This window comes from Streptomyces ficellus, from assembly GCF_030406405.1.
In the GTDB taxonomy this organism is placed as follows: Bacteria; Actinomycetota; Actinomycetes; order Streptomycetales; family Streptomycetaceae; genus Streptomyces; species Streptomyces ficellus_B.
Map to the genome: position 1 here is coordinate 177,119 of NZ_JAUEPL010000004.1, position 17,632 is coordinate 194,750.

General features: G+C 71.0%; 17 protein-coding genes and 3 pseudogenes. 11 read left to right on the forward strand and 9 right to left on the reverse strand.

Annotated features, from left to right (window positions below; translation table 11 throughout):
- Positions 1-49 precede the first annotated feature (49 nt).
- Positions 50-1,105 carry a bis(hydroxyethyl) terephthalate hydrolase gene (gene bdeA / locus QWM81_RS04715; RefSeq protein ID WP_290110214.1) on the reverse strand — a complete coding sequence of 352 codons (1,056 nt, stop codon included), beginning with the start codon at positions 1,103-1,105 and terminating at the stop codon, positions 50-52.
- Positions 1,106-1,247: 142 nt separating this feature from the next.
- Between bdeA and QWM81_RS04720 the strand changes: the two genes are divergently transcribed.
- Positions 1,248-1,913: an ATP-dependent endonuclease gene (locus QWM81_RS04720; protein WP_290110215.1), complete on the forward strand. Its 666-nt coding sequence runs from the start codon at positions 1,248-1,250 to the stop codon at positions 1,911-1,913.
- A gap of 259 nt (positions 1,914-2,172) precedes the next feature.
- Positions 2,173-2,637, forward strand: a pseudogene (locus tag QWM81_RS04725) (IS5 family transposase); the annotation flags it as partial.
- A 289-nt stretch (positions 2,638-2,926) separates the two neighbouring features.
- Here the strand turns inward: QWM81_RS04725 and QWM81_RS04730 are convergent.
- The gene (locus tag QWM81_RS04730) at positions 2,927-4,084 is read right to left on the reverse strand and encodes an agmatine deiminase family protein (RefSeq protein WP_290110216.1); all 1,158 of its coding nucleotides are present in this window, start codon (positions 4,082-4,084) and stop codon (positions 2,927-2,929) included.
- Between the two features lie 473 nt (positions 4,085-4,557).
- Entirely contained in the window at positions 4,558-6,120 is a 1,563-nt protein-coding gene (locus QWM81_RS04735) for an APC family permease (RefSeq protein WP_290110217.1), read from the reverse strand.
- Between the two features lie 131 nt (positions 6,121-6,251).
- On the opposite strand from QWM81_RS04735, the gene QWM81_RS04740 reads away from it, so the two are divergent.
- Together QWM81_RS04740 and QWM81_RS04745 are read left to right on the forward strand one after the other, a co-directional pair.
- Positions 6,252-6,917 (forward strand): TetR/AcrR family transcriptional regulator, encoded by a 666-nt coding sequence (locus QWM81_RS04740; RefSeq protein ID WP_290110218.1) that lies wholly within the window; start codon positions 6,252-6,254, stop codon positions 6,915-6,917.
- 71 nt (positions 6,918-6,988) lie between these two features.
- A pseudogene (locus tag QWM81_RS04745) lies at positions 6,989-7,201 on the forward strand (tRNA (N6-isopentenyl adenosine(37)-C2)-methylthiotransferase MiaB); the annotation flags it as partial.
- Positions 7,202-8,447: 1,246 nt separating this feature from the next.
- Here the strand turns inward: QWM81_RS04745 and QWM81_RS04750 are convergent.
- The 3 genes from QWM81_RS04750 to QWM81_RS04760 all read right to left on the reverse strand — a co-directional run bounded on the left by QWM81_RS04750 (position 8,448) and on the right by QWM81_RS04760 (position 10,322).
- A complete protein-coding gene (locus QWM81_RS04750; RefSeq protein ID WP_290110220.1) occupies positions 8,448-8,672 on the reverse strand; it encodes a hypothetical protein in 225 nt (74 codons plus the stop codon).
- Between the two features lie 265 nt (positions 8,673-8,937).
- Complete coding sequence (locus tag QWM81_RS04755; RefSeq protein ID WP_290110221.1) at positions 8,938-9,543, reverse strand: MBL fold metallo-hydrolase; 606 nt, start codon at positions 9,541-9,543, stop codon at positions 8,938-8,940.
- Positions 9,544-9,686: 143 nt separating this feature from the next.
- Entirely contained in the window at positions 9,687-10,322 is a 636-nt protein-coding gene (locus QWM81_RS04760; protein WP_435372325.1) for a CGNR zinc finger domain-containing protein, read from the reverse strand.
- 59 nt (positions 10,323-10,381) lie between these two features.
- Between QWM81_RS04760 and QWM81_RS04765 the strand changes: the two genes are divergently transcribed.
- From QWM81_RS04765 to QWM81_RS04780, 4 genes are all read left to right on the forward strand, one after another.
- Positions 10,382-11,149, forward strand: a complete 768-nt coding sequence (locus QWM81_RS04765) for an MBL fold metallo-hydrolase (protein ID WP_290110223.1) — start codon at positions 10,382-10,384, stop codon at positions 11,147-11,149.
- Positions 11,150-11,252: 103 nt separating this feature from the next.
- Positions 11,253-12,353, forward strand: a complete 1,101-nt coding sequence (locus QWM81_RS04770; protein WP_290110224.1) for an LLM class flavin-dependent oxidoreductase — start codon at positions 11,253-11,255, stop codon at positions 12,351-12,353.
- Between the two features lie 113 nt (positions 12,354-12,466).
- On the forward strand, positions 12,467-13,792 hold the full coding sequence (locus tag QWM81_RS04775) for an MFS transporter (RefSeq protein WP_290110225.1): 1,326 nt from the start codon (positions 12,467-12,469) through the stop codon (positions 13,790-13,792).
- Positions 13,793-13,926: 134 nt separating this feature from the next.
- Positions 13,927-14,334: a hypothetical protein gene (locus tag QWM81_RS04780; RefSeq protein WP_290110226.1), complete on the forward strand. Its 408-nt coding sequence runs from the start codon at positions 13,927-13,929 to the stop codon at positions 14,332-14,334.
- On the opposite strand, the gene QWM81_RS29070 is transcribed toward QWM81_RS04780, so the two are convergent.
- Genes QWM81_RS29070 through QWM81_RS04785 form a run of 3 tightly spaced genes read right to left on the reverse strand, consistent with a single transcriptional unit; the run spans position 14,238 to position 15,358 of the window.
- Positions 14,238-14,708, reverse strand: coding sequence for a DinB/UmuC family translesion DNA polymerase (locus QWM81_RS29070; protein ID WP_353938277.1), 471 nt, complete (start codon positions 14,706-14,708; stop codon positions 14,238-14,240). The genes QWM81_RS04780 and QWM81_RS29070 overlap by 97 nt on opposite strands.
- On the reverse strand, positions 14,648-15,088 hold the full coding sequence (locus tag QWM81_RS29075) for a hypothetical protein (protein WP_353938278.1): 441 nt from the start codon (positions 15,086-15,088) through the stop codon (positions 14,648-14,650). The genes QWM81_RS29070 and QWM81_RS29075 overlap by 61 nt, the downstream gene beginning before the upstream one ends.
- A gap of 45 nt (positions 15,089-15,133) precedes the next feature.
- Complete coding sequence (locus tag QWM81_RS04785; RefSeq protein ID WP_290110227.1) at positions 15,134-15,358, reverse strand: hypothetical protein; 225 nt, start codon at positions 15,356-15,358, stop codon at positions 15,134-15,136.
- A gap of 213 nt (positions 15,359-15,571) precedes the next feature.
- On the opposite strand from QWM81_RS04785, the gene QWM81_RS04790 reads away from it, so the two are divergent.
- The 3 genes and pseudogenes from QWM81_RS04790 (at position 15,572) to QWM81_RS04800 (ending at position 17,613) form a co-directional block, all read left to right on the forward strand.
- Positions 15,572-16,177, forward strand: a complete 606-nt coding sequence (locus tag QWM81_RS04790; protein ID WP_290110228.1) for a hypothetical protein — start codon at positions 15,572-15,574, stop codon at positions 16,175-16,177.
- Between the two features lie 283 nt (positions 16,178-16,460).
- Positions 16,461-16,697, forward strand: a pseudogene (locus QWM81_RS04795) (N-acetylmuramoyl-L-alanine amidase); the annotation flags it as partial.
- A gap of 538 nt (positions 16,698-17,235) precedes the next feature.
- Positions 17,236-17,613 (forward strand): VOC family protein, encoded by a 378-nt coding sequence (locus QWM81_RS04800; protein ID WP_290110229.1) that lies wholly within the window; start codon positions 17,236-17,238, stop codon positions 17,611-17,613.
- Positions 17,614-17,632: the final 19 nt, after the last annotated feature.

Genomic DNA, 17,632 nt, shown 5'->3' on the forward strand with positions numbered 1-17,632 from the left:
GGTGGTGGCCGCGCCCGTGGCGGCGGCCGTCACCGGGGCGGGTCGGCCGTCAGGCGTGCGGACAGTTGCCGCGGTACTCCTCGATGGTCAGGCTCGGGCGCGGAAGGGGGCACAGGAACTGCTCGTAGCGGGTGTCATTGTCGATGAACCGCTTGAGCCACGAGATGCTGTACTTCGCGATGGTGGTGTTCGAGGTGTTCGGCGTGAGGTGGGACGCGTTGTTCAGTTCGAGGTACGCCTTGTCGAGCGTGCCCGGCAGCGACTCGTAGAACGGCTCGGAGTGCGAGGAGACCGGTGCGACCGTGTCGCCGTCCGCCCCGACGATCAGGGTGGGGGTCCTCAGCTCGGGCCATGTCTTGTCGGTGTTCCATCCGGTGAGGGGGATCGCGGCCTGGAGGGACGGCCGGCTCTTGGCCGCCTCCAGCGAACCGCCGCCGCCCATCGAGTGCCCCATGACGCCGAGTCTGGTGCTGTCGATCCGGCTCCTGACCGTGCTGCGCTGGGTCAGGTGGTCGAGCGCGGCGAGGAGCTGGCGGCCCCGGCTCTCGGGCTGGTCGAGGGTGCTGAGCGTGTCGATGGTGATGACGACGAACCCCTGCGAGGCGAGCCGCGGCCCCAGCCAGGCGATGGACGACTGGGTTCCGGTGAAGCCGGGCGAGATGGCCACCGCCCCGAACGTACCGTCGCTGGTGGTGGTCGGGTAGTAGATCGTGCCGCCGCCGAAGCCGCTGGCGCTCAGCGACGAGACGGTGGTCTGCGACACGGCGTAGGGGCCGCGCGCGGCCTCGATGCTCGCCGTGGTGGGGGCGGGGCCCCGCTCGTAGGGGTTGTCCGCCGCCTGGGCGCCCGAGGTCAGGGCGGTGCCGAGGCCGGCCACGGCCAGGAACGCCACCAGGGCCGCGGTGAACGGCCGGTGGCGCTTCCGCGCTGCGGGGGCGGGGGCGGGGGTGGCGGCGGTGCTGTGGGTTCGGGTTCCGTTGCTGTTGCTGTACTTCACGACGGAGTCGTCCTCTCTGTCGTGGCGGGTGCGTCCCGGTGGGGGCCGGTCGACATCGCCGTCGTGGATGGCGGTGTCACTGTCGGGGCGCCCGGGTCGGTACGGCATCGGCGTAATCACCGGTCTCGGAGCGGGCCGGAGCGGGCAGGAGCGTCCGGAGCGGGCAGGAGCGTCCGGAGCGGCCGGACGGAAATCCGCCGCACGGAAAGTCCGGCGACGGCGCCCGCGCGGGTTTGCGAAACTGACGCGGATGAACGATGCGAGGCGTTTCCGGTCGGCGGTGGTCGCCTGGGCGGCAGCCGGTGGCGCAGCCCGGGCGGCCGCCGCGGACGCGCGTGAACTGGCCGCTCGTACCCGGCCGAAGAAGGTCGTCCTCGTCGAGGGCCACAGCGACCGGGTCGCGGTCGAGGCCCTGGCCGCGCGGCTGGGCCGGGACCTCGACGCCGAGGGCTTCCCGGTCGTTCCGCTCGGCGGCGTGACCAGCATCGGACGGTTCCTGGAGGTGCTCGGGCCCCAAGGGCTCGCCCTCGACGTGGCGGGCCTGTGCGACGCCCCGGAAGAGCGCTGGTTCCAGCGCGGTTTGGAGCGGGCGGGGCTGGGGGCCACCCTCGGCCGCGCCGACATGGAGCGCCGCGGTTTCCATGTGTGCATGGCCGATCTGGAGGACGAGTTGATACGGGCGGTGGGCACCGACACGGTCCGGCACGTCATCGCCGCCGAGGGCGAATGGCGCGCGTTCCACACCTTCCAGAGGCAGCCGGCGCAGCGTGAGCGGACCGTCGAGCAGCAACTGCACCGGTTCATGGGCACCCACAGCGGCCGCAAGGCGCAGTACGCACGCCTTCTCGTCCAGCGACTGGACCCGGCCGGCATCCCCCGGCCACTGGCACGCCTGCTCGCGGACACGGCGGTGTGAAGTGACTCGGCGCTGAAGTGACTCGAGGCTGAAGTGACTCGACGGACTACGCACAGCGCATGATGTGCTGCCGCCACCCGGCCCCCTACGGTTCCGAACGGCGCCGAACCAACGGGGAGGGGCAGTCGGATGATCGAGGACCTCGGGACCGATCACTGGGCGGACCGTGAGACGGATGCGGAACTGGCCGTCGTAGAACTCCTAACGGAATGATCTTTGGGGTGGTTGGATCACTCCGGAAGGGACGATCCGGGGGTGGGTGGCTCGGCCGAAGCCATGGCATGTTGATGACGAGCTGTGGGCGGCGATCGAGCCGCTTCTGCCGAAGGTGGAGCGCCGGACGCACCATCCCGGGCGCAAGCGTCACCCGGACCGATGGGTGTTCCAGGGCATCATGTTCGTGCTGCATACCGGGATTGCCTGGGAACACCTGCCGCAGCAGCTTGGTTTCGGCTCGGGCATGACGTGTTGGCGCCGTCTGGCCAGTGGACCAAGGCCGACGTCCGGTCCCGGCTCCACGGAGTCCTCCTGGCCAAACTCCGCGGCGTGAACGTGCTGGACTCTTCCCGGGCGGCGGTCGACAGCTCCCACATCCGGGCGTTCAAGGGGGCCCAGGACGGGACGAAGCCCTGTTGACCGGGGCAGGACAGCCAGCAAGCATCACGTGATTACCGATGCCTCCGGCATCCCGCTCGCCGTCACGCCGACAGGCGGCAACCGCAACGCTATGGCTCCCTGGCAGACCTGGTCGACGCGTTCGGGAATCGTGTGCGGGATGCCCGAGTCCGCCACGGGACCGGCCGGGGGGGGGTGACGCCCGCAGCCGTTGAGAGTGGCTGCGGGCGTCGTCATTGGTGCGGTCGGCCGACCGGCGTGCCGTCATGCTGCTGGCCACGCTCGCGCAGCGCTTCCGCCTCGACCTGACGATCGCGGAGGTGGAGCCCCGGGTGGGCCTGCTGCTCCAGCCGTCGGCCCCCCGTTCGCCACCCTCCGCGCCCGCCCATAACCGGTGGTTACAGCGTCTTCGGGATGTGCTGGGTGACGCAGTGCACTCCACCGCCTCCCCAGCCGAGGGTGCGGGCCGGGGCGCCGATGACCTCGCGGGTGGGGAAGAGGGTGCGGAACTGGGCGAGGGCCAGGGTGTCCACCGGCTCGCCGGACAGGGGGACGACGACGCTGCCGCTCGTCTCGTAGTAGTTGGTGTAGCTGAACGTCTCCACCAGCAGCCCGTTGTGCCGGTAGTGCGGCTGGTGGTGCAGCTCCACGATCTCGAACCGGCGCCCGCGCGCGTCCGTGGCGTTGTCCAGCACCGCCTTGTTGGCCGCCATCCGGGCGTGGTTGGGGCTGGTGGCGTCGGGCTGGGTGTGCAGGAGGATTTTCGCCGGGCCGAGGTAGGCGGCGACGAGGTCGACGTGCCCGTTGGTGATGTCGTCGTTGTGCAGCCCGTACGGCAGCCAGACGACCTTGCTCGCCCCGTACGCGGCCAGCAGCGCGGCCTCGATCTCGGCGCGTGTCATGGACGGGTTGCGGCTGGGGTGCAGCAGGCACTCCTCGGTGGTGATGAGCGTGCCCTGCCCGTCCGTGATGACCGCCCCGCCCTCCAGCACCATGTCGATCGCCTTGCGCTGCACGCCCAGGTGGTCGCAGACGCCGACCGGGAGCAAGTCGTCCTTGTCGTAGGGGTATTTCTCGCCCCAGCCGTTGAACCTGAAGTCGAGCCCGATCTTCTGCGTCTTGCCCGCGTCGACGGCGAAGACCGGGCCGGTGTCGCGCGTCCAGCAGTCGTTGATCGGGTACTCGATGACGGTGACCGTGCTGCCGCACCGGGTCCGGGCCGCATCGCCGTGGCCCGGCTCGGCGACCATGAGGACGGACTCGAAGCGGGCGATCTCCCGGGCGATGCCGGCTATCTCCGCCTGGACGTCGCGCAGCAGCCCGCCCCAGCCGACGGCCGGGTCCCAGGGCCAGGCCATGACACAGCCGGAGTGCGCCTCCCACTCCGCGGGGGCGCGAAACACGGTCGTGTTCTCCTTGGCGGTGGTCTCCTCGGTGCTCGTCGCGGCGACGGCACGGCCGGAGCCGAGCAGGGCGGCCGCGGCGGCGGAGAGGGCGGCGCCGCCGAGTGCTCTTCTGCTCAGGTGCGGCATGCGGGGCGTGCGGGGCAGGCTCATGTCGTATCTCCTCTGCAGTACGGGGCTGATGCGGTCGGACAGGGGGTGCTGGGGGCGTCGCCGCCCCGGGAATCGGGGAATCGGGACGGCCCCGGCCGCCCGGAGCCCGGAACGGTCCGGGCCTCCGGGCGGGGCCTCTGTGCCCGGGTGCGCCGGGCCGGGTGCCCCGGGCCGGGGGCTCCGGGCCGGGTGCGCCATCGGGTCGGAGCGGGCCGGGCGCTCCGGGCCGGGTGCGCCATCGGGTCGGAGCGGGCCGGGGTGACCCGGCTGGATGGGACGGGTCGAGCGGCTGGTGACCCGGCATGGTCGTGGGCGCGCCGGTCGGCTCCCTCCCACCCGGCCTGCGGTGCGCGAGCCGGGCTGGAGCGCGAGGACGTCGCCGGCCTCGGCAGTGGGGGCCGAGACCGGCGTCGTGCCCAGCCGGGGTGGCGCCCGAGGGGTTGTCGGCGCGGCCGGGTGGGGCGGCCGAGCCGTCAGGAGGCGTCGGCTGCGAGCGCGGCGGACTCGCCCGCGTCCGGCGCACGGACATCGCCGGCCGACGGCTGGTCGCCCCGCTCGCCCCGCTCGTCGCGGATCTTGTCCTGCGGGCGCTTCGCGATCAGGTAGACCAGCCCGGCGAGGATGATCACGGTGGTGCCGATGAGCCCGGCCCAGACCTGGTACCAGGGGGCGCCCGGAGGGGCGAGGATGGCGCGCGGCCAGCAGACGTTGACGACCTCGAAGCCGGTCCACAGGACGGCCAGCGCGTTGAGGACCGTGCCCTTCCTGCCCTGCCGGATGTGCCCCGAGGGCACCCACGTGGAGCGGAGGCGGGCGACCAGCGCGGCCAGGGAGGTCAGGAAGAACGGCAGGAAGGTCGCCGCCGTACCGAAGGCGATCAGGCTGCCGATGGCGGTGGCGTCGAGGCCCAGCAGCAGTGCCGTACCGCTGACCAGGGTGGAGGCGACCAGGCCGCCGATGGGTGCCCGGCGCCGGTTGACCTTCCGTACCTGCCGGGAGAAGGGGAACACCCCGTCCCGGGCCAGCGAGTACAGCCCGCGCGCCGCCCCGCCCTGGGACGCCATGGCACACGCGAGGAAGCCGACCAGGACGACGGCCACGAAGGGCTTGTCCGACCAGGAGCCGAAGGAGTGCACGACCGCCGTGGTCACCGGGTCGATGTCCTCGCCCAGGACGACCTTCTCGGGGGCGGGGTGGGACAGGGCGACCGCCATCGCGTTGAGGATCACGACCGCGCCGACGCTGAGCAGCGCCCACCACATGGCGCGCGGCACCTGCCGCCCCGCGTCCTTGGTCTCCTCGGAGGTCGAGACGCAGGCGTCGAAGCCGATGAACGCCCAGCCCGCCACGGCGACGGCGGCCAGGAAGGCCAGGACGGTGGAACCGCCGGACAGCGCCTCGGCGCCCATGGTGTCCGTGAACAGCACGAAGTCGTGCTCCCGGAAGAACAGCAGCAGGGAGAAGCCGACCAGGACGGACGCGACCGCTTCCGCCGCGATGCCCAGGGACACGATGAAGCTCAGGACCCGGATCCCGTAGGCGTTGATCAGCATGCAGCCGAGGAGGATGGAGACGGCCACCGCCACCATCGCCCCGGGCGACGGCGTGATCCCGAAGAGGGCGAAGACCCAGGGGGAGGCGAGGTACGCCACGGTGGTGTTGCCGAACATCACGGCGAACTGCCACACCCAGCCGCCCATCCAGCCGAACGCCGGCCCCAGCAGGCGGCGGCTCCACTGGTACGGGCCGCCCGCGAGCGGCCACTGGGATGCGAGCTCGGAGTAGACGTTCACGACCAGGCACTGGCCGACGAGTACCACCGGCAGCGCCCAGATCCAGGCGGGACCCGCGACGGTCGTGCCGACCATGGCCACCGCGTAGAGGGCCACCACGGGTGAGACCACGGCGAAGCCCATGGAGATGTTGCCGAGGATGCCGAGGCTGCGGCGCAACTCCTGGCGGTAGCCCAGGTCGCCGAGGCGGGCGGCATCGGCGTCACTGTCCGGGGCTATGGGTTCGGGTGGAGCGGGCGTCATGGGTCACCTCGGCGTCGCAGCTATATCTAACATTGTTAGGTATCGGGGTGCGGGGAACTTAACGCGCCACTGGCCGAATGTGAACCCCTTCCGCCCGGTAACCTGGCGGCGGAAAGAGGGGGAGCACCGCGATGGGCCGACCGAGCCAGCCACTGCTCAGCCGCGAGAGCATCGCGCGCACCGCGCTCGAACTGCTCGAGGAGAGGGGCCCCCAGGCCCTGACGATGCGGGCCCTCGCCCAGCGCCTGGGAGTGCGCGGGGCGTCGCTCTACCACCACGTGGCGTCCAAGGACGACCTGCTGGACGCCGCCCTGGAGCGGATCAACGAGGAGATCGACCTCGCCCCGCTCGACGACCCGCGCTGGCGCGAGGGCATCGCCGCGTACGCCCGTGGCTACCGGCGCGTCTACCTCCGCTACCCGCACATGATCGCTCTGGTGGCCCGCCGCCGCGTGGAGGCGGACAAGGCCCTGCGCGGCTACGACACCCTGATCGCCGCCCTGGTCCGTATCGGCTGCACTCCCGCCAAGGCGGCCGAGGTCGCCGCCGCGCTCGACTACCTGGTCCTCGGCTCGGCCCTGGAGACCTTCACCGCCGGCTTCACCCGCCCCCCGGACCGCTACCGCCCGGCCTACCCCTCCCTCGCCGCCGCCCTCGAAGACGCCGACGCCGACCCCTCGGGCCTGGCCGGCCTGGACGACCGCGGCTTCGAGGCGGGCCTCGCCCTCCTCCTCGACGGCCTGGCCGCCGTCGTCACCCCTGACCAGGGAGGCACACCCCTTGCCCTGGAGGGGTGAGCGGTAACGACGCGGCTGGCGGAGATGCGGACGGTGTGAAGACGTACGAGATCCGCACCTACGGGTGCCGGATGAACGTCCATGACTCCGAGCGTCTCTCCGGCCTTCTGGAGGAGGCCGGCTACGTCCGCGCCCCCGAGGGAGCCGATGGTGACGCGGACGTCGTCGTCTTCAACACGTGCGCGGTACGGGAGAACGCCGACAACAAGCTGTACGGCAACCTCGGCCGGCTCGCCCCGATGAAGTCGAAGCGGCCCGGCATGCAGATCGCAGTCGTTGGCTGCCCAGAATCCCATCACCGTCACGGTCGATCTCCTGAAACCCTCGGGCGAGGTCGGCCGGTTGCAGTTGGGGACCGAAGACCCGGCGGTACTCCGCCAGCTCCAGATGTCCGCTCTGATCGCAGTCGGCCGCGTCGAAGACCGCCGCCATGACCTGGAGCAGCCCGGATCGCAGGTACGGTCGGCCCGCGGCCGGGTCCGACAGCGTGCCCACCACGAACTCGTCCTTGGAGACGCAGCCGTCGTCGTCCGTGTCCAGCGCGGGCAGTTGGGCCCACCACCCGTCGAAGGCGTCGTAGACCCGCTGTTCAGCCCTATCGGTGAGATCGAGCGGCCAGCACACGGAGAGCACCATGGCCTGCAGGTCCTCACAGGTAATGAAGCCGTAGCAGGTCTGGTCGAGTACGTCGTCGAAGAAGCGTCCCACCCGCGCCGGGCGCGCATCCGCCGCGCCCGAGCGCCGGCGCGGAGCCGGGATTCGACGCCGGGCGACCCGCGGTTCGACAGATCGGCCTTCCATGGCAGCCGACACGAGCGGCAGAAACCGCCACCTTGCCGGTCGGCCGGCCAGACACCACCGGGCGGTGTGGCGTGGTGCACGAGCCACGACAGAGTCCGGTCGCGGCGACGAACGGGCGAGTGCAGTCGGCGACGGTACGTCGGGCCGGGGGTGGGGGCGGCGTCGACGTAGCCGTCTGCGGCGAGGTGCGTCTGGGGGTTCATCAGCTGGCCTCCGCCAGGGTCTCTGTGGGGCGAGGCGAGTGAGGTCGGGAGTGTACTGAGCGAGGTCCAGCAGCTCGCGATTGCGCCGCTTCTGGGCATCGGTGAGCGGCCGGACGTGCGGGCTGTGGCGGTGCCAGAGCGGCGAGGCCGGCGGCTCGGGGTAGGCGAGCGTGTGGTCGACGTCGCGGTTGGTGCTGCTCATTGAGCCCTCCACCTGGAGGTGAGGGGGCAGGCGTGGTCGGTGGTCCCGCCCTTGGGCGGGTCGGAGCCGAACGGGTCTGGACGGGGTGCTCCGCGTTCCAGAGCTCCGCACACGTTGTGCACGGGCTCGTCGGCGTGGGACCTCAGCGGGGTGGTGGTGCCACACAGCACGCCCGACGCGGGCAGGGCGGAGTGCTTGTAGTGGCGCCAGTTCAGGAGCCGGACCGGCGCCACGGGCTGTTCCGGCGGTGTGGGCACCGCGCGCACGTGGCGGCGCCGAGTGGTCACGGCCGCAGGTGCGGCAGTTGCTGGAGGACCTGAGCGATCAGGTTCCCGGTGGCCGCCAGGGTCCGAACTGTCCGCGCGCGGGGATCGGCAGGGCGAGGGCTTGGACGTCGCTGGCTTCCAGATGCCACGCGTCGGGCTGTGCCCCCGGCGTGCAGAGCGGGGAGCCGCCGGGGTTCGGGTGGCAGCTGGTCAGCCGGTCGACGCCGATCACTGCGCCGGTCGTCAGCTCGCGGCTGCGGATCGTGCGGGTGATCAGCGGCATGCGAAGGGCTGGCCGGTCGATCTGCTGGCTCGCGTGCAGCAGCAGCCAGCCGCAACGGTCTGCTGCGCCAGCAGCTGGCCGACCGTGCCGGTGTCGTCCGGGTACTGCCGAGGCAGCCGAGGAGCGGCGACAGCGCACATCCGGGGCCGCCGGGCCTGGGGTGATCGTCCGGTGCCGGGGCCAGATTCAGCAGGCGTACCGTGAGCGAGCACCGGACGACGACGGCGTACCGAAGCCGGTCTCGGGGTGGGGTTACCTCTGCGGGTCAGACGGGGGTGTTCTCGTCGGGGACGAAGGGGTCTCCGTGGCCGGGGACGACCAGGGCGGGCTTGAGGGCGAGAATTTTGCGGCGGGAGGCGCGCAGACCCTCATGGTCGTCGGAGGTGGGATCTTCGGCGGGGCCGTGGACGCTCCACCAGGCGTGGGTGAGGACGACGGTCCCTTCGGCGGTGTCCGCGACGGTGGAGATGTCCTGGGGGGTGTGGCCGGGCGTTTCGATCAGGCGGATCGAAGGGGAAAGCCGGTGCCCGTCGGCGGGCCGGTCGTACCAGAGGTTGTTGTGGTAGACGGCCCAGACGTCGTGGGCGCGCGCGTTGGGGAAGAGGGCTGCGTTGAGGGTGTGGTCGGGGTGGTGGTGGCTGAAGACCACGTCGGTCACCTGCTCGGGGCTGATTCCGGCGGCGGCGAGCGGGTCGAGGATGAGTTTGCGGTCCTCGACCATGCCGGGGTCGACGACGACGATTGTGTCGCCGTCGCGCAGGAGGCAAACGGTCGAGGCGACGTGCCAGGGCTTCTCGCGACCGTCGCGATCCGCATTGCGTGCGTCAAGGCTGTCGTAGCCGGTGGTCAGCAGGGTGAATGTGGCCGTCATGAGAGGTGATGGTCCTTCGTTGATCGTGGGGGATGGCCGGATGGAGAGCGCGGTGTGCCATCCATGCCGGGGGCTTGAGGGTGTGCGAAGCCGCGCCCCGGCGCGGGTCTCGTGAACCGTCGGCGGGGCGGGGGTGGCCGAACTCAGTCGGTGGTGGTCTGGGTGCGGCGGGCGTAGGCGCGAGCGGCGCGGGCTCGGTCGCCGCAGCGGACCGAGCACCACTGGCGGCGCCCGGCGCGCAGCAGGTAGCGGTTGCAGGGGGCCGAGGGGCAGGCCGTCAGCCGTTCGGCGTCGGGCCCGGTGAGCAGGTCGGCGGCGTCGGCGGCGAGGATGCCCAGGGCTTGGTCGACGATCTGGTCGATGGGGTGAGGGGCGGTGCGGTGCATGCCGCGGACGGAGTCCCAGCCGAGCGGGGAGGCGGTGGGGACCCGGGTGAGGGCGTCGTTGACGGCGGCCAGTGCGGTGGCGGGGGCGGGGTGGCCGCCGACTTGGGCGGCGAGCAGGGCGCGTACCTGTTCGCGCAGGGAGCGCAGGCGTGCCGCGCAGATCTCCTGCATACCGGCGTCCGCGGGGGCCAGGTTGTGGTCGACCAGCCACTGGTTGGCGCCGGACGGGGTGCCCAGCACGTCGAGGAACTGGCCGCCCGGCAGGGCGATGGCGCTGTTGGCGAGGTCGAGCGCGGGGTAGTGCTCAGCGCCCGGCGCCGGCGGCAGGCCCGGGTCGACAGTTTCGGCGGTATCGGTCTCACTCACGCATCTCACGTTACAGCTTGCTTTCATCCGTGACAAACCCCTATGGTCACGGATGTAAGCCTATCTATCCGTGAGGTGATTTCGTCATGACAGTAACCGGCGCGTCCAGCGAGCAGGTCCCCGTCCGTGTCTTCGGCGGCCCGACCGCGCTCATCGCGTACGGCGGGCTGAGGTTCCTGACCGACCCGACCTTCGACGCCCCCGGCACCTACCCGTCGGGGCTGGCCAAGACCGCGCCTGCCTCCGCCGCGCCCGCCGATCTGGGCCGTATCGATGTGGTGCTGCTGTCGCATGACGAGCACGACGACAACCTCGATGCCTCGGGCCGCGCCCTGCTCGCCGACGTACCCCTGACCCTGACCACGCCCAGCGGCGCGGGCCGACTGGGCGGCACCGCACGCCCCCTGAAGGACTGGGAGTCCATCGAGCTGGACCGCCCCGGCGGCGGCACGATCACCGTCACCGGCGTTCCGGCCCTGCACGGACCGGGGGCACGCGAGGACCTCGAACCGGTCGTCGGCGAGGTCGTCGGCTTCGTCCTGAGCGGTGATGGCCTGCCCACCGTCTACGTCAGCGGCGACAACGCCCAGCTCTCCGTGGTCCGTGAGATCGCCGACCGTTTCGGCCCGGTGGACACCGCTGTGCTGTTCGCCGGCGCCGTCCGCACCGATGTCCTGGACCGCCAACTGCTCACCCTCGACAGCGCTCAGGCCGCCGAGGCCGCCCGCATCCTGGGCGCCCGCCGCATCGTGCCCGTTCACTTCGACAGCTGGGCCCACTTCACCGAGGGCCGCGAGCAGCTCGTGGACGCCTTCACCACCGCCGGATTGATCGACCGGGTGGAACTGGCCTGACCTCGAACGCCCTGGCCGCTGCGGTGTGTCACGAGCGCACCGCAGCGGCCCATTCCCCGGCCCGGCCACTCGCGCCGGGCCGGCGCACCGCAGAAGGATTCCCGTGAACGACCCGATCAAGGGCATAGCCCGCGGATCTGCTCCCGCGCCGCTGTCCGTCCTCGACACCGCCCTGGCCGGCCGCGGCATCAGCGCCACCGACGCCCTGTCCGGCAGCATCGCCCTGGCTGAACTCGCCGAGAGGCGCGGCTTCACCCGCTACTGGGTGACCGAACACCACTCCATGCCAGGCGTCTCCTCCTCCAGCCCCGCCGTCCTGCTGGCTCGGCTGACCGCCCACACCACGCGCCTGCGGCTTGGGGCGGGCGGAGTAATGCTGCCCAACCACCCCCCGCTGATCGTCGCCGAGCAGTACGGCCTTCTCCAAGCCCTCGCGCCGAACCGGATCGACCTCGGTCTGGGTCGCGCCCCGGGCACCAACCAGGCCACCGCAGCCGCCCTGCGCCGCGGCCGCTCGGACAACGACGACTTCCCCCAGCAGGTCAACGAGCTGCTGCACTTCCTCAACGACGACTTCCCCGAAGAACACCCCTACCACGAGCGCGTCTACGCCGTGCCCGGACCCGGACAGGACAAGGAGAACGGACTTTCACAGACGGCCGGCCGGCCCTCGGTCTGGCTGCTGGGATCCTCCGGGTACTCCGCCCAGCTCGCCGCCCACCTCGGCCTGCCCTTCGCCTTCGCCGCGCACTTCTCTCCCGAGCACGTCGCCGCTGCGCTCCAGCTCTACCGCGACCGGTTCACCCCCTCAGCCGCCCTGGCCGAGCCGTACGCACTGGCCAGCTTCGCCGTCATGGCCGCCGACGACGAGCACGAGGCCCTGCGCCAGACACGCAGCTACGCCCACAGCATGATGCGCATGCTCCATGGCAAGTCCTACGTCGTGCGCACGCCCGACGAGGCCGCCTCCCACCGCTACACCGCCTCCGAGCAGCATGTCCTCGACCGCTGGACCAACAGCGTCCTGCACGGCACACCCGACCAGGTCACCGCGCACCTCAACCGCCTGCACGAGACAGCTCTCCCCGACGAGATCATGCTCGCCAGCGTGGGCCACAGCCCTCAGGCGCTCCTGCACTCCACTCAACTCATCACCGATGCCTACAACCTGCCGACCACACCGGCCCCCGTGTCCGTTCGCTAAACCGGCCCCGCACCCGGCAGTTGGCACCAGACCGCGTCGAGCAGTCGGACAGGCAACCACATCAGGCGCCGCAACACCTCGCCCACCACCGCGGGGCTCGTAACGGAGAAACCATGCACCACACCGCGACCACACCACCCAGCGGGCCGACAGACGCCCCATCGGCCACTCCTGCGCCTCCTATACCTGAGACGCAAAAAAGCATCCTGGTCATCCTGCTGGCCTCCCAAGTCCTCAGCGGCGTGGGGCTCGCGGCCGGCGTCACCGTGGCCGCCCTGCTGGCTCAGGACATGCTCCACTCCACCACCCTGGCCGGGCTGCCCAGCGCCCTGCTCACCGCGGGCTCCGCCCTCGCCGCCGTCACCATCGGCCGCATCTCGCAGACCCGCGGGCGCCGCCCCGGCCTGGCCGCCGGCTACCTCGCAGGCGCCCTCGGCGGTGCCGGAGTCGTCGCCGCAGCCGCCCTGGACAACTCCGCCCTGCTGTTCATCTCCCTCTTCCTCTACGGCGCCGGCACCGCCGCCAATCTCCAGGCCCGCTACGCCGGAGCCGACCTCGCCGCCCCGCGTCACCGCGCCCGCGCCCTGTCCACCGTCCTGGTCGCCACCACCCTGGGCGGCGTCGTCGGCCCCAACCTCACCGCCCCCGCCGGACACCTCGCCACCGCCCTCGCACTACCCCCGCTGAGCGGCCTGTTCCTCATCTCCAGCGCGGCCTTCGCCCTGGCCGCACTGACCCTGCTGATCTGGCTGCGCCCCGACCCCCTCCTGCTCGCCCGTACCCTCCTTCCCGAGCCGGAGGGGCCAGAGCGCACCGGCACCGGACCGGCACCCGACGTCCCGCAGCCCGTCACACACCGCCGCCCCAGCCTGCCGCTGGGCGTACTGGTGATGATCCTCAGCCAGCTCGTCATGGTCGCGATCATGACGATGACCCCCGTGCACATGCACGACCACGGCCACAGCACCGCCGCCTCCGGCCTCGTCATAGCCCTGCACGTCGGCGCGATGTACTTGCCCTCACCCCTGACCGGAGCACTCACCGACCGCTACGGCCCCACCGTGATGGCCGCCGCCTCCGGCCTGACCCTGCTGGCTGCCGGCATCCTCGCCGCCGCCGCGCCCGCCGAGTCCGTCCTCCTGCTCACCCTCGCTCTCATCCTGCTCGGCATCGGCTGGAACTTCGGCCTCGTCAGCGGCACCACCCTCATCACCGACGCCGTTCCCCTGGCCACGCGAGCCAAAACCCAAGGCATGGTCGACGTCGCCATCGCCATTGCCGGGGCCACCGGCGGCATGACCTCCGGGATCGTCGTCGCTGCAGCCAGCTACCCCCTCCTCGCCCTCACCGGCGCCGCTTTCGCACTTGCTCTCCTCCCCGCAGTCATCGTCACTGCCCAGAAAAGCCCGCCCCGCACACCTTCCTCGGAACGCCGATAGACCAGCGCCGAACCGTCAGCCCGCCCGCCCAGGCATTCCGCAGTAACTGAACCGCCAGGCGCAGGAGGGCTCACGCCGCATAGGACGTGCCCGAGGGCGACACCCGGGCATTTCCCCGGGTTAGGCTCCCGCGCATGAACAGCGAGAACCCTCACGCCGACCGGTTCCTCGGCGAGTTCCAGGAGCTCAAGCACGGCCGGCCCGACGGCCCTTCGCTCCGTGCTGCCATGCGCGGTCACGCAGGCCCGGACGAGCCCCGCCTCGTGGAGTATCTGCGCTCGGGTTCGATCCTTGCCGTCACTGGGTCTCGCGTTCACGACGTTCTGAGTCCCGGCCGAGAGCTGATCGACGGGCTGCATCTACTGACCGACGGGCGATGGTTCTGGTACTCCGACCTCGCCCACTACGTCGAGCAGTACCACGTCGCCTTGGACGAGCGGTTCGTTCAGCATGCACAAGACCAGAACTGGGCTGCACCCCCTCTGACCACTGCTGAACTCATCAAGATCGGAGAGACCCTGTTCGACGACGAGAGCACCTGACCCGACGCCTCAAGAGCCTGACTCGGCGAGTTAGGACCCCGAGGTGTCTCATACCCCGCATCGCTCAGATCATCGGTGTGCGCGGACGGCCCACCGGGCAGCGGGCGGCTGCGGTGGATCTGGGTGCGGTCGGCGAAGGTTACCGTCAGTGTCACACCTTTCGCCGCCTGTTGGCGCGTTCGCAGCCGCTCGCCGAGCTCGACCGCCAGCGACAGCAGCGCAGAGTGCACCAGTTCCGGGCCAGAGTATCGGTCGGGAAGCAGCGCTGCCCGCCGCGCTGTGCGGCAGCCCGGCCGACACCACCCGGCGGCGGTCAACTCCGCGGGCCGCTCCCGCAGCAGCCTGTCGGCCTTTCCGCCCAGCACCCGCTGCACCGTCCGGCCTCCGGCAGATTCGCCCGCAGCACGATCGTGTACACCCCGTACGTCGTCAGCGTCCGCTCGTGGGCGCGCCCGATGCCGTGAAGCTCACCAACCGGCCGCGGGTGAAGGAACGCCGCCACCTCCTCCCGGCCGGAGCCGACCATATGCACTCCGCATGCACTCCGCCCAGCCCCGCTCCAGGGACGCCATTGACGCGACGGCAAAGACCGTTGCAGTACTAGTCGAAGACGATCGGCAGGAAGGGGGTAGCCGCGACCCCCGCGTCCGCCCACCGTCCCGACGTCCGCTCCGGCGACCGCCCCCGTTCCTGCACCCGCAGCCGGTGCTGCCGCAGTGCCGGCCAGGGACCCGCCCTCACGTCCCGTGACCATGATCGATAACGTTCGTTGGGGGCATGAACAACCTGAAGCGGGTCCTTACCGCGACAGGTCACTGGCGAGGGTCGTGGCGGTGGATGGGTCGCCGCGCTGCCGGCCCGGTACGCCCTCGCGGCGGGCGGTCTCGACCCTCTGCTCGTAGGTGAGGGGCGGGCGGTCCTTGGGGGCGGCGCGTACGGAGCGGTCCCAGACCTGTTGGGCAGGGCGCTGGTCGGTGTCGGAGAGGGGCAGCAACTGGTCCAAGAGGCGCTGAAGGACCTCCATTCCGAGTGAACCGGGAAGTCCCGCCCCCGGGCCGCTACCGGCCCCGGAACGCGGTGCGTCGCGGCTACCGCGGCGCCGGGTCGGCCATCGTCCGCGTCTTGCACGTTTGCCCGGGGACCGCGGTGGAAGGGTTGACCCCGACGACCGGCCGGCCGAGTCGCTGACGGGACGGCCGATTCTCCTCGACGCCCTGAACAGAACAGGAGCCCGCCGTTGCGCCTCTACGCCCAGACTCCCGCACGCCGAAACCGCCAGGTGCTCGTGGACCTGATCGCCGTGGCCCTGATCGCCCTCACGGTGTGGGCGGCATTCTTCGTCCGCGACACGATCCTGCTGCTGGCCGAGCCGGGGCGGAAGGTCGAGAGCTCCGGAGACGGCCTCGCCGAGGAACTCGGCAACGCCGGGGACGCGGCGTCGGACGTACCGCTCATCGGCGACGTCCTGAAGAAGCCGCTCCAGTCCGCAGCCGACGCCAGTACCGGCTTCGCGGACGCCGGCGCATCGCTCCAGGAGACCGTCACCCAGGTCGCCGACGTGGCGGCCACGGCTCTCATTGTCATCCTCGTGCTCCTCATCCTGGTTCTGTGGCTCCCCCCGCGCCTGCTCTGGATTCGCCACAGCATGATTGTCCGCCGTCTCGCCGACGCGCCGGGCGGCGCCGACCTGCTCGCCCTGCGCGCCCTCACCGGCCCGCCGGCCGCCCTCGTCAAGCTGCCCACCCCGCCCGGCGGATTCGCCGATGCCTGGCGCCGGGGCGACCAGCAGGTCATCGCCACCCTCAGCGAGGTCGCCCTCGCACACACTGGCCTGCGCCCCTGACGCACGCCTCCCAAAGCCAGGGACAACCGACGGACGGATACAGCCCCGGGGGACCGGAGGTGCGTACGGGCCGCTGGCTCCCTGGCGGTCAGGCCGCCACAAGCTCCTCGGCGACGAGGTTTTCCACGAACTCCCCGTGCACGCCGGTCGAGATCGGCGTACTGCGCCTCTCGCTCAGCGCCCGTGACCGCTTCGCCGACCAGGAGGTTGCCTTCGGCGTCGACGCGCTGCGGGCGCTCCTCCGCGTCGGTGAGCAGGCCGACGGTGGAATGGGAGAAGCCGCACGGGGAGGCCCGCCGCCTGGGGTGGTCTCCCGAGCCGCCACCTCCGGCCAGCCACACATCTACGTCGACGGTCTCAAAACCGCCACCGTCGACCTGAAGTCGTCCACACCAAGTATCGCGACGCCATCTGGACCAAGACCTGGGCCACCAGCGCCAAGCACACCATCAAGATCGTCGTGGTCGGCACCAGCGGCCGCCCCACCATCACCACCGACGGCCTCGTCCGCCTCACGTAGCACTGTTCGGCCCCGATGAGGACACCAACAACTGGGCCTGCTCCGCAAAAACGCCCACGATGTCGTCATCGGTGACAGCAGCACAGATCAGCCGGTCGCGGATCGCTCGGGCGTTCCCCCAGCCATGCCAGACTCCACCTCGTGCCCGCAATGCGGCGCGACCCGTGCTCTGGCCGCGACCGGCCGCTGGACCGACTAGGCGCGCTCTACGTGTCCGGCAGGGCACGAGTAGGAAGAGGAGGCCGGCGTGGGCCGCCATGGCTTCACGCTGATGCAGTGGCTCATTCTCAACTCCAAGGCAGCCGGGGAGGGCGCGGCATGACGGCGCAGTGGGAGCGAGCCGTGGCGCGAGCCGAAGAGATCGTCGAAGCGGACTTCCCCCAGGCTCCGGGCTGAGGACCACTGGGACTATGTACCCCGGAGACCGGGCAGCTGGACCTGCGCCCCGGCTTCTCTGAATTATTGAGGTTGAAGCCATGACGTGGATCCGAGCATCATGATCCAACGCTCAGCTCCACCGATCGGCCCCGGAGGTTCCATGCCCCTGCAGATGAAGTTGGCCGCGATAACACTCGACTGTCCTGATCCGCTCGCTCTGGCCGCGTTCTATCAGCAGGCCACCGGCCTAGAACCCCACCCCAAATCGGACGCTGACTTCGCCGGTCTCAACCGCGAGGACGGACTCTTCCTCGGCTTTCAACGAGTCGACGAGTACCGGGCCCCGACCTGGCCCGACCAAACCGTGCCCCAGCAACTCCACATCTGCTTCTCAGTCGAGGACTTCGACCAGGCCGAGGGCCTGCTGATGGAGCTGGGTGCGGGTAAGCCGGATTACCAGCCGGATGAGGACAGGTGGCGCGTCTTCACCGATCCGGCCGGGCATCCCTTCTGCCTGGTCAGAAATCCGAAGCGTTGAACGTTCGGATCGACCGCCG

Bases quoted from the DNA above. Each gene is read 5' to 3' on its own strand.
- QWM81_RS04765 (WP_290110223.1), top strand. From the start codon at position 10,382: ATGACAGTAACCGGCGCGTCCAGCGAGCAGGTCCCCGTCCGTGTCTTC.
- QWM81_RS04755 (WP_290110221.1), bottom strand. From the start codon at position 9,543: ATGACGGCCACATTCACCCTGCTGACCACCGGCTACGACAGCCTTGAC.
- QWM81_RS04730 (WP_290110216.1), bottom strand. From the start codon at position 4,084: ATGAGCCTGCCCCGCACGCCCCGCATGCCGCACCTGAGCAGAAGAGCA.
- QWM81_RS04785 (WP_290110227.1), bottom strand. From the start codon at position 15,358: ATGGAGGTCCTTCAGCGCCTCTTGGACCAGTTGCTGCCCCTCTCCGAC.
- QWM81_RS04740 (WP_290110218.1), top strand. From the start codon at position 6,252: ATGGGCCGACCGAGCCAGCCACTGCTCAGCCGCGAGAGCATCGCGCGC.
- QWM81_RS04760 (WP_435372325.1), bottom strand. From the start codon at position 10,322: ATGAAAGCAAGCTGTAACGTGAGATGCGTGAGTGAGACCGATACCGCC.
- QWM81_RS29075 (WP_353938278.1), bottom strand. From the start codon at position 15,088: ATGGTCACGGGACGTGAGGGCGGGTCCCTGGCCGGCACTGCGGCAGCA.
- QWM81_RS04720 (WP_290110215.1), top strand. From the start codon at position 1,248: ATGAACGATGCGAGGCGTTTCCGGTCGGCGGTGGTCGCCTGGGCGGCA.
- QWM81_RS04735 (WP_290110217.1), bottom strand. From the start codon at position 6,120: ATGACGCCCGCTCCACCCGAACCCATAGCCCCGGACAGTGACGCCGAT.
- bdeA (WP_290110214.1), bottom strand. From the start codon at position 1,105: ATGCCGTACCGACCCGGGCGCCCCGACAGTGACACCGCCATCCACGAC.
- QWM81_RS04780 (WP_290110226.1), top strand. From the start codon at position 13,927: ATGAACAGCGAGAACCCTCACGCCGACCGGTTCCTCGGCGAGTTCCAG.
- QWM81_RS04775 (WP_290110225.1), top strand. From the start codon at position 12,467: ATGCACCACACCGCGACCACACCACCCAGCGGGCCGACAGACGCCCCA.
- QWM81_RS04800 (WP_290110229.1), top strand. From the start codon at position 17,236: ATGCCCCTGCAGATGAAGTTGGCCGCGATAACACTCGACTGTCCTGAT.
- QWM81_RS04750 (WP_290110220.1), bottom strand. From the start codon at position 8,672: ATGCCGCTGATCACCCGCACGATCCGCAGCCGCGAGCTGACGACCGGC.